A 14,873-nucleotide genomic window follows, 5' to 3' on the forward strand; every position below is an offset into this window, starting at 1 on the left:
GGCCGTATCTCTGGCACAGGATCGCATCGGCTCCTATGACTGCGACAATGAAAGCCACCGTTGCGGACATCGCCAGAAGCTGCGGGCTGTCGACCGCGACGGTCGACCGGGTGCTGAACAACCGGCCAGGCGCCAGCGCGGCCAACCGGCAGCGCGTGATGGAGGCGGCCAAGCAGCTTGGCTATTTGCCGGTCGTGGATCAGGTCACGCTGCCCTCGCGGCCGGCGCATCTCGAGTTCTTCCTGCCGATCGGCACCAATGCCTTCATGATGGATCTGGCAAATCATATCGAGGATTATGCGGCACGCCTGCCGCTTGTCGCCTCCTGCCGGATCCACAAGCTCGCAGGCATCTCGCCGAACGCGTTGCAGGCGGCGGTCGAAAACCTCTCGCTCAAGGCAAACGGCGCCGGCGTCATCGCGATCGATCATCCGAGAACGCGCAACATCCTGCGCGAGATCGTCGAGGCCGGCATCCGCCTCGTCACGCTGGTGTCGGACGTTCCGGGCGCACCGCGATCGGCCTATGTCGGCATCGACAACCGTGTGGCCGGGCGCACCGCAGCGCTTTTGATGGGACGTTTCGTGGGCGGGCGCACGGGCCATCTGGCGATGGTCGTCGGCTCACGCTCCTATCGCGGGCATGAGGAACGTGAAATGGGCTTTCGCTCCGTGCTCAGCGAGGAGTTCCCCAATTTGACCGTGACCAGCGCCGTCGAGATCAACGACGAGCCTGACATCAGCTACACAGCGACGATGAAGGCGCTTCACAACGAGCCGGAACTGCTCGGCATCTATTGCGTCGGCGCCGGGCGTTCGGGCGTGGCGAAAGCGCTGCTGGAAGCCAAGCCGCAAAGGAAGCCGGTGTTCATTTGCCACGACCTGACGAGGGCGACGCGCGGCTATCTCGTCGACGATCTGGTCGATGTCGTCATCGACCAGAATGCACGACTGATCGCCGAGCAATCGGTCATTCGCCTGCTCGGATCGATCGCTTCCTCGGCGCCCTATCTGACGCGAAAATTCATCGAGCCGCGCCTGATCTTCAAGGAAAACGTTCCGGTCCAGTGATGCCGCGCAAACGGCCACCGTCAGTTGCCCGAATGGCTAAAATTCGGTTGATACCGCAAATCTGCACATCTGCTATGCATCTTTCGTAGTTGCCGAATCATTGGGCAACCGCTAGTTTCGCAGGTGTCGGCCATCTACTCCTCCCAGATGCGATGCCGACGCTGAGTGCGGTACACCTCCTCCCGTGCCGTATTCGAAATCAAGCCCGCTGCCACCTCCTCCCGGCAGCGGGCTTTTTTGTTCCGGCTCCGGATGTTGGGCAAAGGCTGAGGTCACGAAGATCACCGGACACGTTGATCGGCGTCGAATGACCAATACGGCGATGTTCACCGGCTTGTTCGGGAGCTGTCACCAGGGTTGATGCCGCCGGCATACTCGCCCGCAAGGGTGTTGCAGCCGCGATCAGCGGATCCGTCGGAATCCCGTCACACTTGTCACTCTCACCAATTCGCTATCGGTTCTATCCTGCCTCACCAACAAGCAACAGGTAGCGCCGGGAATGGTTCGGCGACAGACCGGCAAAGGAGAAGCGCGATGACGGCTCGTCCGAACGGACAAAAGAGCATTCGGCGGCGCGGCTCGCAATGAACACGCTACCGATCGTTTCGCCGCTTGCGAGACTATCTGGCCGCAGCGCCCCGGAAAGACGCGATCAGGCCTTCCGCCATGCGGACAAATTGCGCGCTGGGGCCTTCGGCTCCGACGCTTTGAAGGCTGACACGGGCGCCTTCAAGCAGCAGCGACAATGTATCGGCGAGAAGCTCTGCCTGGCCGATGCCGGCATCCCGGCACAGGCCGACCAAACGGTCGCGCTGGGCTTGCTTGAGTTCCTTGATCACCCGACGGGCCGGATGGTCGGTCTCGCTCAACTCGATGGCGGCGTTCGCCATGTCGCAACCGCGGCCGTCCACCATCAGGCAATCGGCCGCCATCCGAACCCAGGCGTGCAGCTGCGCAAGCTTGTCGCCCGGATGCTCGGCCTCGAACTTTTGCCACATCGCGTTGGCGCTGCATGCGGTCGCCCGCAGGCACTCGATGACCAGATCGTCCTTGGACTCAAAATGACGGTAGAGCGTCATCTTGTTGGTACCGGCGGCCTCAGTGATCGCGTCGACACCGACGCCCTTGATGCCATGCTTGTGGAACATATCCCGTGCCGTCTCCAGGATGCGATCCCGGGGGCGGATGCGTTCCGCAGTGCCGTCTTCCATCAAAACCTCCTTGGTTCCGGGGTTTCCGAAAAATCCCTCGGTACACCTCTTGACTAGGGTGTTACCGGTCTGTAACTTCTAGATGTTACTTACTGGTAACACCCCCATTGCCTCGTGTCAATCTCGCAGGCGCCTGTGAACAGCCTCCGCCGAATCGGCCCAGGCATCAAACTGCGCCCCAGGCGACTTTGGCCGCGAACAGTTAGACCACCCGATCTGCGGCGTCCGCCGCAGATCGCAAGCCAGGAGCCGCTACGATGTCGCAGCGCAAGGATTTGACGATCGACGAAGTTGTGAAGGATCCGATGATCCGGATGCTGATGAAGGCCGACCGTGTCGACCCGCGCTCTTTCGAGACAATGCTGCGTACCCTTGCGGATACGCAAGGCCGCAGCCGCAAGGCGCCGCCTCGTTTCCTGGAAGACCCGGGGCAAAGCCGCAGCCGACGGCTGTCCAGAGTGGCCAAGGCCTTCGGCCAGGCGAGAGCATCGGGCGAGGCGTACGTGTCATGGTAAACTTCTTCATCCACCGACCGATCTTCGCATCGTCGATCGCCATCATCATGGTGCTCGCCGGGGCGATCTGCTATTTCCTGCTGCCCGTCTCGCAATTTCCCGACATCACGCCGCCTCAGGTCGTGGTCAGCGCCAACTACCCGGGCGCCAGTGCGCAAGTCGTGGCCGACACCGTCACGACGCCGCTCGAACAGCAGATCAACGGCGTTCAAGGCATGACCTATATGTCGTCATCGAGTTCCAATGACGGCTCGTCGACGATCACCATCACCTTCGAGGTCGGCTACTCCCTGAGCACCGCAGCCGTCGACGTCCAGAACCGCGTGTCGCAGGCGGCCTCCTCGCTGCCGGCCATCGTCAACCAGGGCGGCGTGACGATCAAAAAGCAGAATCCGAATTTCGTCCTGATCGTCAACCTCACCTCGCCCGATGGCTCCGTCGACCCGGTCGCGCTCAGCAACCTCGCCTACCTGCAAGTGGTCGACCCGCTTAAGCGCCTGCCGGGCGTCGGCGACGTGCAGATCTTCGGCGAGCGGCGCTATTCGATGCGCGTATGGCTCGATCCCGACAAGCTCGCCAATCTCGGCATCACAGCCGTCGATGTCCAAAACGCCATCGCCGAGCAGAATGTCCAGGTTGCGGCCGGCAAGATCGGGCAGTCGCCTGCGCCGGCGGGTACTGCTTTCGAAATGCAGGTCAACGCAGTCGGCCGACTGAGCGATCCCAAGGAATTCGGCGATATCGTCGTGCGCGCCGATGCCGCGAACGGTTCGTTGGTTCGGTTGCGCGACGTCGCGCGCATCGAACTCGGCGCCCTGCAATATTCGTCGTCGGCGTTCTTCGGCGAGGATCCGACCGTGGTGCTTGCGGTCTACCAGATGCCGGGTTCGAACGCGCTCGATCTGCAGCAGCGCGTCAAGGACAAGATGCAGGAACTGTCGGCCCGTTTCCCGAAGGGCGTCAGCTACGCCATGCACTACGATACGACACGTTTCGTTTCGGCGTCGATGCACGACGTGCTGGTCACGCTCGGCGAGGCGTTGGTCCTGGTTGTCGCAGTGGTGTTCATCTTCCTGCAGAGCTGGCGCACCACGATCATCCCGACGATCGCGATTCCGGTGTCGCTGGTGGCCACGCTCATCGTCATGTACATGTTCGGCTTCTCGCTGAACATGCTCAGCCTGCTCGGCATGGTGCTGGCGATCGGTCTGGTCGTCGATGACGCGATCGTCGTCGTCGAGAACGTCGAGCGCCAGTTGGAGGCCGGCCTCAAACCGGTCGCTGCCACGCGCGCGGCGATGGCCGAGGTCACCGGCCCGATCATCGCCACGACCGCAGTGCTGATGGCCGTGTTCGTGCCGGTCGCCTTCATACCCGGCGTTTCCGGCCGGCTCTACAACCAGTTTGCGCTGACGGTGGCGATCTCCTTCGGCATCTCAGCCTTCGTCTCGCTGACGCTCACCCCGGCGCTCAGCGCCGCCTTCCTGCGCCACCGCCCGGCAACGCAGTTCGCGCCGTTCCGCTGGTTCAATGCGGGCTTCGAACGGCTGTCGCATGCCTATGCCCATGGTGTGCGCATCCTCATCCGCCTGCGCTGGATCATGCTCGGACTGTTCGCGGCCGGGCTTGTCGCCACCTATTTCGTCTGGCAGCGCCTGCCCTCGACCTTCCTTCCGGTCGAGGACCAGGGCTATTTCTTCGTGGTCATCCAGTTGCCGGATGGGGCGTCGCTGGAGCGCACCGACGCGGTGGCCCGGAAGGTACGCGATGTCCTGCAGAACACGCCCGGCGTCGATATCGTCGGCTCGATCAGCGGCTTGAACTTCCTCACCAGTGCCGCCCAGTCGAACTCGGCGGTGGAATTCGCCATTCTCAAGCCATGGGACGAACGCGGCCCTGACCAGAGCGCCTCGAAGCTCGTCGCCGACGTGCGCTCGAAGCTTATGGAAATTCCGGAGGCCTTCGCGCTGAGCTTCGATCCGCCTTCGATCCCTGGCATCGGCACGACCGGCGGTTTTGAATTCCAGGTGGAGGACCTGACCGGTCGTGGCAGCGCTGCGCTCAACGACGCGACGCAAGCCGTGCTCGCCGAAGCGCGCAAACAGCCCGAGCTCAACCCGCAGCAATTGTTCTCGTCGTTCTCGACCTCGACGCCGCAGTTCAACTACGACCTCGACCGCAACAAGGCGAAACTGCTCGGCCTCAGCCTGCCTGACGTGTTCAACACGCTGCAGATCTATCTGGGCTCGCTTTATGTGAACGACTTCAACCTGTTCGGCCGCACCTTCCGGGTGACGATCCAAGCCGACAAGGATGCGCGTGCGGGTGCCGCCGATATTTCGCGGCTCTATGTGCGCAATGCATCCGGCGGCATGGTGCCGTTGAGCACGCTCGGCAAGCTGGTGCCTATCGTCGGCCCGGAAACCGTCCCGCATTACAACAACAATGCGTCGGCCCTGATCAACGGCGGTGCCGCACCCGGCTTCTCCTCGGGCCAGGCGGTCGCCGCGATGGAACGGGCCGCTGCCACGGCACTGCCGAAGGATTTCGGCTACGAATGGACTGGCATCACCTATCAGGAGCTCAAGGCCGGATCGATCGCCTCGATTGTCTTCGGTCTCGCCATGGTCTTCGTCTTCCTGATCCTCGCCGCCCAATATGAGAGCTGGGCCATGCCCTTCATGGTGCTGCTCGCGGTCCCGCTTGCCCTGTTCGGTGCCTTTGTCGCCTTGTTGATGCGCGGCATGCAAATTGACGTCTATTCGCAGATCGGCTTCGTCATGCTGATCGGGCTGGCGGCGAAGAACGCCATTCTGATCGTGGAGTTTGCCCGGCGCCGGCGCGAGGAAGGTCTCAGCATCGTCGACGCCGCAATGGAAGCGGCGCGCCTGCGGCTGCGGCCCATCCTAATGACCGCCTTCGCGTTCATCCTCGGCGTGCTGCCGCTGATGTTCTCCACAGGTGCTGGTGCAGCGAGCCGCCAGTCGATCGGCACCACCGTCTTTGGCGGTATGGTCGCAGCGACGATCCTGTCGCTGGTGTTCGTGCCGGTCTTCTATGCGGTGATCGAGCAGCTGCGCGAGCGCGGCAGCAAGAGCGAACCCGTTGCCGAACCGACTGAACCAACTGCCGAACCCGCTTTCGAGCGATTGGCCGAAGCGGCCGAATAGGATTGGAGAATTGATCATGCGTAAATGGAAAATTGCATTGGGAGCGGCCGTTGCCGTTGGGGCGATCTCGGTGGCCAGCGTTCACTTGCTCGACATGGGCAATTTCGGGCTCAACGCCGGTACGGCAGGAGCGGCAACGCCCGAACCCGCGGCGTTTGTCATGCCGGTGCCGGTGGTGAGCGTTGTCAAGAAGACGATCCCGATCTATCTCGACTATGCCGCCCGCACAGAGCCGATCCGCAGCATCACGCTGCAGGCGCGCGTACCGGGTTATCTGCAGGAGCAGGTCGCGCCCGACGGCAGCGATGTCAAGAAGGGCGACCTTCTCTACAAGATCGCTCCCGAGGATTTCCAGGCCGCCCTCGACCAGGCGAAGGCTCAGGTCCAGCGCGACGAAGCAACGCTCGACTATGCGCGTTCCAACCTTGGTCGCGGCACCGAGCTCGCCAAGAGCGGATACATCGCCAAGGATGCGTTCGACCAGCGCACCAGCAGCTTGCGCGAGGCGCAGGCCTCGCTCGCCGTGAACCAGGCGGCTGTGCGGACCGCCGAGCTCAATCTGAGCTATTCCGAAATCAAGGCGCCGTTCGCCGGGCGCGTCGGCCGCAACCAGGCCTCGGTCGGAACGCTGGTCAGCGTCGCCGGCACTGTGCTCAACACGCTGGTGCAACTCGACCCGATCTATGTCACCTTCAATCCGAGTGAAACGGATCTGGTGCAGATCGAGGAAGCCCGCGCGGCGGGGCCCGTCGATGTCGACGTCCTGCTTCCCGGCGATACGGAGCCGCGCCAGAGAGGTCAGCTCACCTTCATCGACAACACGGTCGATCGTTCGACTGGCACCATCACCGCACGGGCGACGATCGGCAATGCCAAGTTCACACTGCTGCCGGGCCAATATGTTCGCGTCAGGCTGCACATCAAGCAGCAGCCCGATGCACTGATGGTGCCGCAGACGGCGTTGGGATCGAGCCAGCTCGGCAAATACCTCTACGTCGTCGGCAAGGACAACACTGTCGACCAGCGCATCGTTTCGCTCGGGCCGACCAATGGCGATCTGGTGGCCATCTCGAGCGGCGTATCGGAAGGCGACCAGGTGATAACAGGCAATCTGCAGAAGATCGGCCCTGGAATGCCTGTCTCGCCGCTGCCAGAGAAACCGGCCACCTGATACCCCCATCAGGCCCGGTCCAGCGGCGCCCCCGGCTATGCCGAGGGCGCCGTTTTGCTGAAGCAGTTCGACAAGGCCGGCGACCTCGGCGCGATCGGCCTTGGCCGCGGGCAAGAACGCGCGATAGGGATCGGAGAGCCGGACCGAAATCTGCCCGAAACCGGGAAATCCGTAGATACCTCTTGTTAGATTGTCGACAATCTGCTTCTATCTTCCGGCACCTTGTGGAGTGGAGGAATGGGGAAGCTGGATTTTGCTCCGATCGCGGACACGACAAGACGCGCCGAGATCGTGGCGTTGCTTCGGCGTGCAATCCTGACCGGCCAGCTGGAACCCGGGCAGAAACTCAACGAACTCAGGATTGCCGAGCAGATGCGGGTGAGCCGCGCACCGCTGCGCGAAGCGATGCGTGAGCTGGTCCAGGAAGGCATCCTGACCAGCATTCCTTACGCCGGAACCTTCGTCATTGATGTGACCGCCAAGGACATCGACGACGCCTATTCGCTCAACAAGGTTCTGGATGAGTTCGCCATCGAACTGACCTGGCCGCTTCGCGACCAGCGGTTCTTCGACGAGCTTGACCGGCGCCACGAGGCGGTGAAGCAGGCGACGCGCGACCGCGACACCACAAGGCAGATCGAAACGGCGCTGCAATTGCACGGCCTGATCCACGAATGGGCCGACAATTCGGTTCTGCTCGAGACCTGGCAGCGACTGACCAGCCGGCTGCAGATGTATTTCGCCCTGCATCAGCGGGCGCGCAAAGAGCCGGTGCCTGACGAAGACATCCACGAGACCTATGTGCGGTTGCTGAAAGGCGCCGACATGCGCGCCGCACAAAGCCACGCCCGCGAGCATATCGGCCTCGACTTCGAAGAACTGCTCGCCTATGCGCGCAACCTCGAACAGCACGCTCCCAAAGACACCAATCCCGATCGCGCCGGCTTGACGCGCAACCGGCCGGACGGCAGCTGAGCCGAAAGAAGCCGCCAATTGGCGGCGTCGTCACGACATCACAGACAACGGACAGAGAAATTGCAGATCAGAACCATCAAGGCCTACCATGTCGTGCAGCCCTTCGTGGACGGGCCCTATCGTATGTCCAAGGGTCGTGTCGCCGATGCGTTCGACGCGGTGATCGTCGCCATCACCTCCGACAGCGGGCTGATCGGGTGGGGCGAGATGGCGCCGCTCGGCAATTTCTACTCGCCGGCATTCGCGGCCGGCACTCGCGCCGGCGTCATCGAAATCGCGCCGCATCTGCTCGGCCACGATCCCCGAGCCTTGGCCAGTATCGGCAGGCTGATGGACACGGTGTTCAAGGGCCATCCCTACATCAAGTCGGCGCTCGACATGGCATGCTCGGATCTCGCGGCACGCGCCGCCGACATACCGCTGGTAACGCTGCTCGGCGGACGCGAGAGCGAAACGGCGGAGCTCTACAAGGTCGTCACCCATGGTCCGGTCGACGCGATGGCCGCACTTGCCAAGCGCATCGTCAAGGACGGGTTTCACCGGCTGCAGGTGAAGGTCGGCGGCAATGTCCATGACGACATCGAGCGCATCACCGCGGTCGCCGCTTCGGTGCCGAAGGGCACCGTCATCTTCTGCGACGCCAATGCCGGCTGGACGCCCTATCAAGCGCGCCAGTTCACTGACGCGACGCGTGCCATCGACTACACGTTCGAGCAGCCCTGCACCACGATCGATGAATGCATGTCGGTGCGCCGCTCGCTCGACAAGCCGATGGTGCTGGACGAATCCGTCGCCTCGCTGGACGACATGCTCGACATCCACCGCAAGGGCGCGGCCGACGGGCTGACGCTGAAGATCTCGCGGCTCGGCGGCGTGACCAAGACGCGCCAGATCCGCGACCTTGCCGTCGATCTCGGCTTCATGATCACGGTCGAGGACACCGGCGGCGCCGAGATCGACACATCAGCCATGGCGCATCTGTCGCTGTCGACGCCGGAGGAGCGCCGGCTGCACGCCATTGCATTCCACGAATGGGTGACAGTGCGCACCGCATCGAACATGCCGCCGGTCTCGGGAAGCCGCATGGGCATTCCGGACGGGCCGGGCCTCGGCATCGACGTCGTTCCCGACCTGCTTGGCGCGCCCTTCTTCGAGGTCGGCAGCTAAGATACTGGCATGCGCCGATCGGGCATGCCGGTTGGCGCTACCTGTCGCGCGCTTCGTCGTTAGCGATAGACGCACCGGCAGCTGAGCCGCCATGAAGCAGCTCATCGCCGCACTTGCTCGCTTGCGAGAAGCGATGTCTCGGTCATCGCCGTCTGCATCCCTAGAGATCACCGCCCTCTGCTCCCTAGCTGACCGCGCAGCCAAGCAGCATGCCAAGGGCGCACAAATCGAATCACACAATTTTGGAAAAGGGCTGCCGAATTGCAGGTTGAAATATTTTTCATTTAGAAATAGGAATGTTCAAAACGACTTCGACGCCGCGGCGCGGCAAGAGCTGGAGGAAGCGACATGGCCCATCCGCAATTTGCAGCGGAACTTTTGCAGCGCGCTGAAAAGCAGGGGCCGATAACCATCGGGCTTGCCGGCGCCGGGCAGATGGGCACCGACATCGTCGTCCAGGTGGCGTTGATGCCGGGCATGCGGATCGGCGCCATTTCCGAGGTCAGGCCGCAGGCGGCGATCGATGCAGCACTGCTCGCCGGCCACGACCGCTCCGATGTTGTGCAGGCGCCCAATGCGGCGGCGATCGACCGCGCCATCGAGGCCGGCAAGATCGCGGTGACCGAAGATTTACATGCGCTGGCTTCCGCCGGCCGCATCGACGTCATCATCGACGCGACAGGCAATCCCAACATCGGCACGCTGTTCGCGCTCGAAGTGATGAAGAACGGCAAGCATATCGTCATGCTCAACGTCGAAGCTGACATCACCATCGGCCGCTTTCTCAAGGAGGAGGCGCGCAAGGCGGGCGTCGTCTATACCGGTGCGGCCGGCGACGAGCCGGCCTGCACGCTGGAGATCATCGGCTTTGCCAAGAGCCTCGGTTTCAACATCATCGCCGCCGGCAAGGGCAAAAACAATCCGCTGAAGATCGACGCAATGCCGGCCGACTACGAGAAGGAGGCGGCCGAGCGCAACATGAATGCGCGCATGCTGGTCGAATTCGTCGACGGCTCGAAGACGGCGATCGAGATGGTGGCGATCGCCAATGCCACCGGCCTGGTGCCCGACGTGCCGGGCATGCACGGCCCGACCGCGACACTGGAGGAACTCGCCAGCGTGCTTTGCCCGCGCGAGGATGGCGGCGTGCTGCATCGCAAGGGGGTGGTCGACTATTCGATCGGCAAGGGCGTGGCGCCCGGCGTGTTCTGCATCATCGAGACCCGGCATCCGCGCGTGCTGGAGCGCATGATCGACCTCAAGGTCGGCAAGGGCCCCTATTTCACGATCTTCCGCCCCTATCATTTGACCAGCCTGGAAGTGCCGCTGTCGGCGGCGCGCGCCGTGGTCTACAAGCGCGCCGACATGGAGCCGCTCGACCATCCGGTCGCCGAGGCGGTGGCGGTTGCCAAGAGCGACCTTGCCCTTGGCCAGTCGCTCGGCATGATCGGCGAGAACGACTATCGCGGCTTCGCCATGACTTGGGAGGACGCGCGCGCCCGCGGCGCCCTGCCGCTCGGCCTCGCCGAGCGGGCCAAGGTGGTCAAGCCGGCCAAGATAGGCGATTTCCTCACCTACGAAAACTGTGTACCCGACGATTCGATGGTGATAACCCAGATCCGCCGTCGTCTCGACCAGTCGGACGGACGGTTCGTTACAAACGCCGCCTGAATCCGCTGGATTTCCACCTGATGGACGATGTCGTAATCGGGATCGACGCCTCGACGACGGCCGTGAAGGCGATCGCTTTCACGCGCGATGGCGAGGAACTGTTCCAGGCGCGCGAAGCCTATCCGCTTTCAAATCCCAAGCCCGGCCATTTCGAGCAGGATGCCGAACATTGGTGGACCGCGCTGCTCGGTGCATTGAAGCAGGTCACTGAGGCGGTGGGCGCTTCGCGAGTGGCGGCGATCTCCATCGCCCACCAGCGCGAGACCTTCACCCTGATCGATCACGCCGGTAAGCCGCTTATTCCGGCGATCCTGTGGCTGGACGAGCGCGCGCGCCCGCAAGTTATCAGGCTTTCGGCTGAGCTCGGCCGCGAGACGATCCGCGACCGGAGCGGCAAGCCGCCAGACCCGACGCCCGCGCTCTATGCGATCGCCTGGCTGGCCGAACACCAGCCGCAAACGCTCGACGACGCAGCCGCACTCGTCGACGTGCATGGCTTCTTCGTCCACCGGCTGACCGCACATCTGGTCACCAGCACGGCAAGTGCGGATCCGCTCGGGCTGCTCGACGTCAGGAATGGCACTTGGCACCCTGAGCTCGTTACCGCCGCAGGACTCCGGCCGGACCAGTTGCCGGAACTGGTCGCGCCGGGCGCAATCTGCGGCGGACTTGTCGAAAGTGCGGCACGGCTGACCGGCCTGAAGGCCGGCACGCCTGTTGTCGCCGGCGCCGGCGACGGCCAGGCGATGGGCCTCGGCATGGGCGTTCACGCCGAAGGCAAAAGCTATCTTTCACTCGGCTCGGGCGTCGTCAGCGGCTGCTATTCCGGTAAGATCACGACGTCGGATGCATTTCGAACGCTGGTCTCGCCGACCGGTTCGGGCTTCATGTTGGAGACCGTGCTGCGCTCGGGCATGCAACTGGTCGACTGGATCGTTCGCACGACCGGCTCGCCGTCGGCCGCAGCGCTGGAGAAGGCGGCGGTCGACGTTGCCGCCGGCAGCGAGGGCCTGCTCGTCATGCCGTATTGGGCCGGTGTCATGAGCCCCTACTGGGACGGCGCGGCGAGAGGCGCCATCGTCGGTCTGTCGCTGGACCATGAGCCGAAGCACCTTTTTCGAGCGGTTCTGGAAGGCATCGCCTTCGAGCAGGCCATCGCCAGCGAAGCAATGGAAACTCAAGCCGGCGGCAAACCGGCGGCGGTGATAGCTGCCGGCGGTGGCACCAACTGCGCCCTGCTGATGCGGATCATGGCAAGCGTGCTCGAGCGGCCGCTCTCCGTCTCGCCGGTCAACGAAGCCGCAGCGCTCGGCGCCGCCATGCTGGCGGCCTCCGCGATCGGATGGTTTCCCTCGCCGGAGACCGCGGCTGAGGCGATGGCCGCGCCGCCAACCAGGCATGTCGATCCGGCCGACGGGCTGGTCTCCGGTTACCGCGCGCGCAAAGCGATCTACCGCGACCTCTATCAGGCGACGCGCGACATCCATGCCCGCCTCGAGGCGCTAAGCGAGGTTAGCGGTTGAGCAGGCCCTTGGCCGCATCCTCGTCGGTGATCAGAACCGATATCTTGGTGTTGGCGAGCGCCGCCCGCATGATGGCAATTTTTTCCTGCCCTCCCGAGACCAGGATGATGGCCGGGATGTCCGACAGGTCCTGCAGCGGATAAGCGCAGACCCGGCGGTTGACATCATGGTCGACGAGCCGGCCCTCGGCGTCGATGAAATGGCATAAAATATCACCAACTGCGCCGGCCGCCTGCAATTCCTCGAGTTCGCTGGGCTTGATGAAGCCGTAATTGGCGATCGGGCTGTCGTTGGAAAATGATCCGACGCTGAGCACGGCGATGTTTGCCCGGCGCGCGCGGAAGACGACGTCCTGAACGCTGCGCTGGCTCATGAAAGCTTCGCGCTGCTCCGGCCTGTCAGCATAGACCGGCACCGGCAGCAGAAAGCACTCGGCGCCGATCTTTTCGGCGAATTCCCAGGCGCTCTCGGTGGGGTTGAGCGGCTGGGCATGGGTGAGGCCGCCCAGCATGGAAACCACCGTCGTCCTGGCGATCGGCCGCCGCGGCAATTCGTTGATGGCGAATTTCAGCGTCCTCCCCCAGCCAAGTGCGATGACATCGCCGGCATTCACATTGTCGGCCAGATAAGCGCCCGCGGCATGGCCGATCATCAGCGGCGTGTTGCTTCGGTCGGCGGCCGACGGCACCACAACCGCCTGGCTGAGGCCGAAACGCTGCTTCAGAGCCTCTTCCAGCACCAAGCATTCGACGACGCTGTCGCGGATGCGGAACTGGACGACGCCCTCCTCACGCGCGGCGGACAGGATGCGATGCACCTTGATGCGGCCGATGCCGAGGATCTCCGAAATCCTCTCCTGCGTCAGCCCCTCGACATAGTAGTGCCACGCGGCACGTGCCTTCAGTTCGGCATCCGGGAAGCGCGAGGCCTTGTCATTCTCCGTCAACGCCATCTTTTTGCCCTCCCGCGGTCGTCCGAATCCTTAAATGCCATTCAAGTGGCGTATCCCACCAAACGCCACGAAATCGTTCTGCGTGCCCAGGATTCAAGATTTATGACATCGACAGGATATCGTCTACAACGCGAGATGAAAGCCAAAATGGTGAACATTTACTTTGTCTTGACCGTCTCGGCCTGCTCAAGCAGCCGAAACGAAGTCGCGGGATGAGAGCGGACCTGAAACGCGGCATTTCATGCCCTTTCGTAAGGCAAACCGGCTGGCGGCGCAAACCGGCGTGGAATGATGCGGCGGGCCTTGACAATTTTCCGACGAACAGTTTAGCTGAACAAAATTGCATATCAAAGATAAATTGTTCACAGGGAGGTGCCTGGTGAGCAAGAGTGAGCCGACGACGCATCGCCGGATCGCTGATGGAGGAGACAAAATGGCTCTGAGCAACGGTGCAAGCGAGTTAAAGGCCGGCCCAGGTGCGCAGGCCGCGGCGGGCGCGAAGCTTTCGGCCCTGTTCGCCGGGACCATGGGACCGCTGATCGGGCTGGTGCTGCTGTGCCTTGCGCTGTCGCTGACCACCGACACGTTCCTGACCGTCCGCAACATCCTCAACGTGCTCGACCAGGTCACCGTGCTCGGCATCATGGCGATCGGCATGACGCTGGTCATCCTGATCGGCGGCATCGACCTGTCCGTCGGCTCCGTGCTGGCGCTCGCCGCCATGGTGATGGGGTTCGTCGCCCATCCCGACCATCTCAATCTCGGCATGCCCGCCGGCATCGTCACAGCGCTTGTCGTTGCTGGACTTTGCGGGCTGGTTTCAGGCCTGCTCGTGACCGTCACCAAGCTGCCGCCCTTCATCGCCACGCTGGCCATGATGTCGGTGGCCCGCGGTCTCGCCAACATGATCACCGACGGCTCGCAGATCATCGGCTTCCCCGACTGGTTCACTAGCCTGTCGATCATCCGCCATTTTGGCTTCCTGTCGGTCACCGTCGGCTTGATGATCGTTCTGGCGATCATCTTCGCAATCTTCCTCAACTATCGCGCGACCGGTCGCAGCCTCTACGCGATCGGCGGCAGCGCCGAAGTCGCCAGGCTGTCCGGCATACCGGTCAAATCGCTGACCAACTGGGTCTATGCGATCTGCGGCGTGCTGGCCGGACTTGCTGGCATCGTGCTTGCGGCACGGCTCGATTCCGTCCAGCCGAGCTCCGGCTTCGGCTACGAACTGGACACGATCGCGGCGGTGGTGATCGGCGGCGCCAGCCTGTCGGGCGGCGTCGGCTCGATCGGCGGCACCGCTATCGGCGTGCTCATCATTGGCGTGCTGCGCAACGGGCTGAACCTGCTCGGCGTGTCGCCCTTCATCCAGCAGGTGGTGATCGGCGTGGTGATCGCGCTGGCGGTGGCCACGGATACATGGCGGCGCAGGGCGCAATGAAGAA

General features: G+C 63.3%; 12 protein-coding genes. 10 read left to right on the forward strand and 2 right to left on the reverse strand.

Features of this window, described 5'->3' with window-relative positions:
- Positions 1 to 47: 47 nt before the first annotated feature.
- Positions 48 to 1,070, forward strand: a complete 1,023-nt coding sequence (locus tag ACWTU8_RS20045) for a LacI family DNA-binding transcriptional regulator (protein WP_455849506.1) — start codon at positions 48 to 50, stop codon at positions 1,068 to 1,070.
- A gap of 620 nt (positions 1,071 to 1,690) precedes the next feature.
- Here the strand turns inward: ACWTU8_RS20045 and ACWTU8_RS20050 are convergent.
- Entirely contained in the window at positions 1,691 to 2,281 is a 591-nt protein-coding gene (locus ACWTU8_RS20050; RefSeq protein WP_065010087.1) for a TetR/AcrR family transcriptional regulator, read from the reverse strand.
- Positions 2,282 to 2,538: 257 nt separating this feature from the next.
- Here ACWTU8_RS20050 and ACWTU8_RS20055 point away from each other — a divergent pair, with 257 nt between their 5' ends.
- The 8 genes from ACWTU8_RS20055 to ACWTU8_RS20090 all read left to right on the forward strand — a co-directional run bounded on the left by ACWTU8_RS20055 (position 2,539) and on the right by ACWTU8_RS20090 (position 12,473).
- Positions 2,539 to 2,796 (forward strand): hypothetical protein, encoded by a 258-nt coding sequence (locus tag ACWTU8_RS20055; RefSeq protein ID WP_065010086.1) that lies wholly within the window; start codon positions 2,539 to 2,541, stop codon positions 2,794 to 2,796.
- Positions 2,790 to 5,966 (forward strand): efflux RND transporter permease subunit, encoded by a 3,177-nt coding sequence (locus tag ACWTU8_RS20060; RefSeq protein WP_455849507.1) that lies wholly within the window; start codon positions 2,790 to 2,792, stop codon positions 5,964 to 5,966. The genes ACWTU8_RS20055 and ACWTU8_RS20060 overlap by 7 nt, the downstream gene beginning before the upstream one ends.
- A gap of 16 nt (positions 5,967 to 5,982) precedes the next feature.
- On the forward strand, positions 5,983 to 7,137 hold the full coding sequence (locus tag ACWTU8_RS20065; protein ID WP_455849508.1) for an efflux RND transporter periplasmic adaptor subunit: 1,155 nt from the start codon (positions 5,983 to 5,985) through the stop codon (positions 7,135 to 7,137).
- Positions 7,138 to 7,374: 237 nt separating this feature from the next.
- Positions 7,375 to 8,112 carry a GntR family transcriptional regulator gene (locus ACWTU8_RS20070; RefSeq protein WP_455849509.1) on the forward strand — a complete coding sequence of 246 codons (738 nt, stop codon included), beginning with the start codon at positions 7,375 to 7,377 and terminating at the stop codon, positions 8,110 to 8,112.
- A 60-nt stretch (positions 8,113 to 8,172) separates the two neighbouring features.
- Entirely contained in the window at positions 8,173 to 9,279 is a 1,107-nt protein-coding gene (locus tag ACWTU8_RS20075) for a mandelate racemase/muconate lactonizing enzyme family protein (protein ID WP_455849510.1), read from the forward strand.
- A 91-nt stretch (positions 9,280 to 9,370) separates the two neighbouring features.
- Positions 9,371 to 9,688 (forward strand): hypothetical protein, encoded by a 318-nt coding sequence (locus tag ACWTU8_RS20080; protein ID WP_455849511.1) that lies wholly within the window; start codon positions 9,371 to 9,373, stop codon positions 9,686 to 9,688.
- Positions 9,628 to 10,950: an NAD(P)H-dependent oxidoreductase gene (locus tag ACWTU8_RS20085; RefSeq protein ID WP_455849512.1), complete on the forward strand. Its 1,323-nt coding sequence runs from the start codon at positions 9,628 to 9,630 to the stop codon at positions 10,948 to 10,950. The genes ACWTU8_RS20080 and ACWTU8_RS20085 overlap by 61 nt, the downstream gene beginning before the upstream one ends.
- Positions 10,951 to 10,970: 20 nt before the next feature.
- Complete coding sequence (locus ACWTU8_RS20090; protein WP_455849513.1) at positions 10,971 to 12,473, forward strand: xylulokinase; 1,503 nt, start codon at positions 10,971 to 10,973, stop codon at positions 12,471 to 12,473.
- Here ACWTU8_RS20090 and ACWTU8_RS20095 read toward each other — a convergent pair.
- Positions 12,463 to 13,425: a sugar-binding transcriptional regulator gene (locus ACWTU8_RS20095; RefSeq protein WP_455849514.1), complete on the reverse strand. Its 963-nt coding sequence runs from the start codon at positions 13,423 to 13,425 to the stop codon at positions 12,463 to 12,465. The two genes, ACWTU8_RS20090 and ACWTU8_RS20095, sit on opposite strands and share 11 nt — an antisense overlap.
- Before the next feature lie 433 nt (positions 13,426 to 13,858).
- Between ACWTU8_RS20095 and ACWTU8_RS20100 the strand changes: the two genes are divergently transcribed.
- Entirely contained in the window at positions 13,859 to 14,869 is a 1,011-nt protein-coding gene (locus ACWTU8_RS20100; RefSeq protein ID WP_455849515.1) for an ABC transporter permease, read from the forward strand.
- Positions 14,870 to 14,873: the final 4 nt, after the last annotated feature.

The sequence above is a fragment of the Mesorhizobium sp. BHbdii genome (assembly GCF_053848045.1).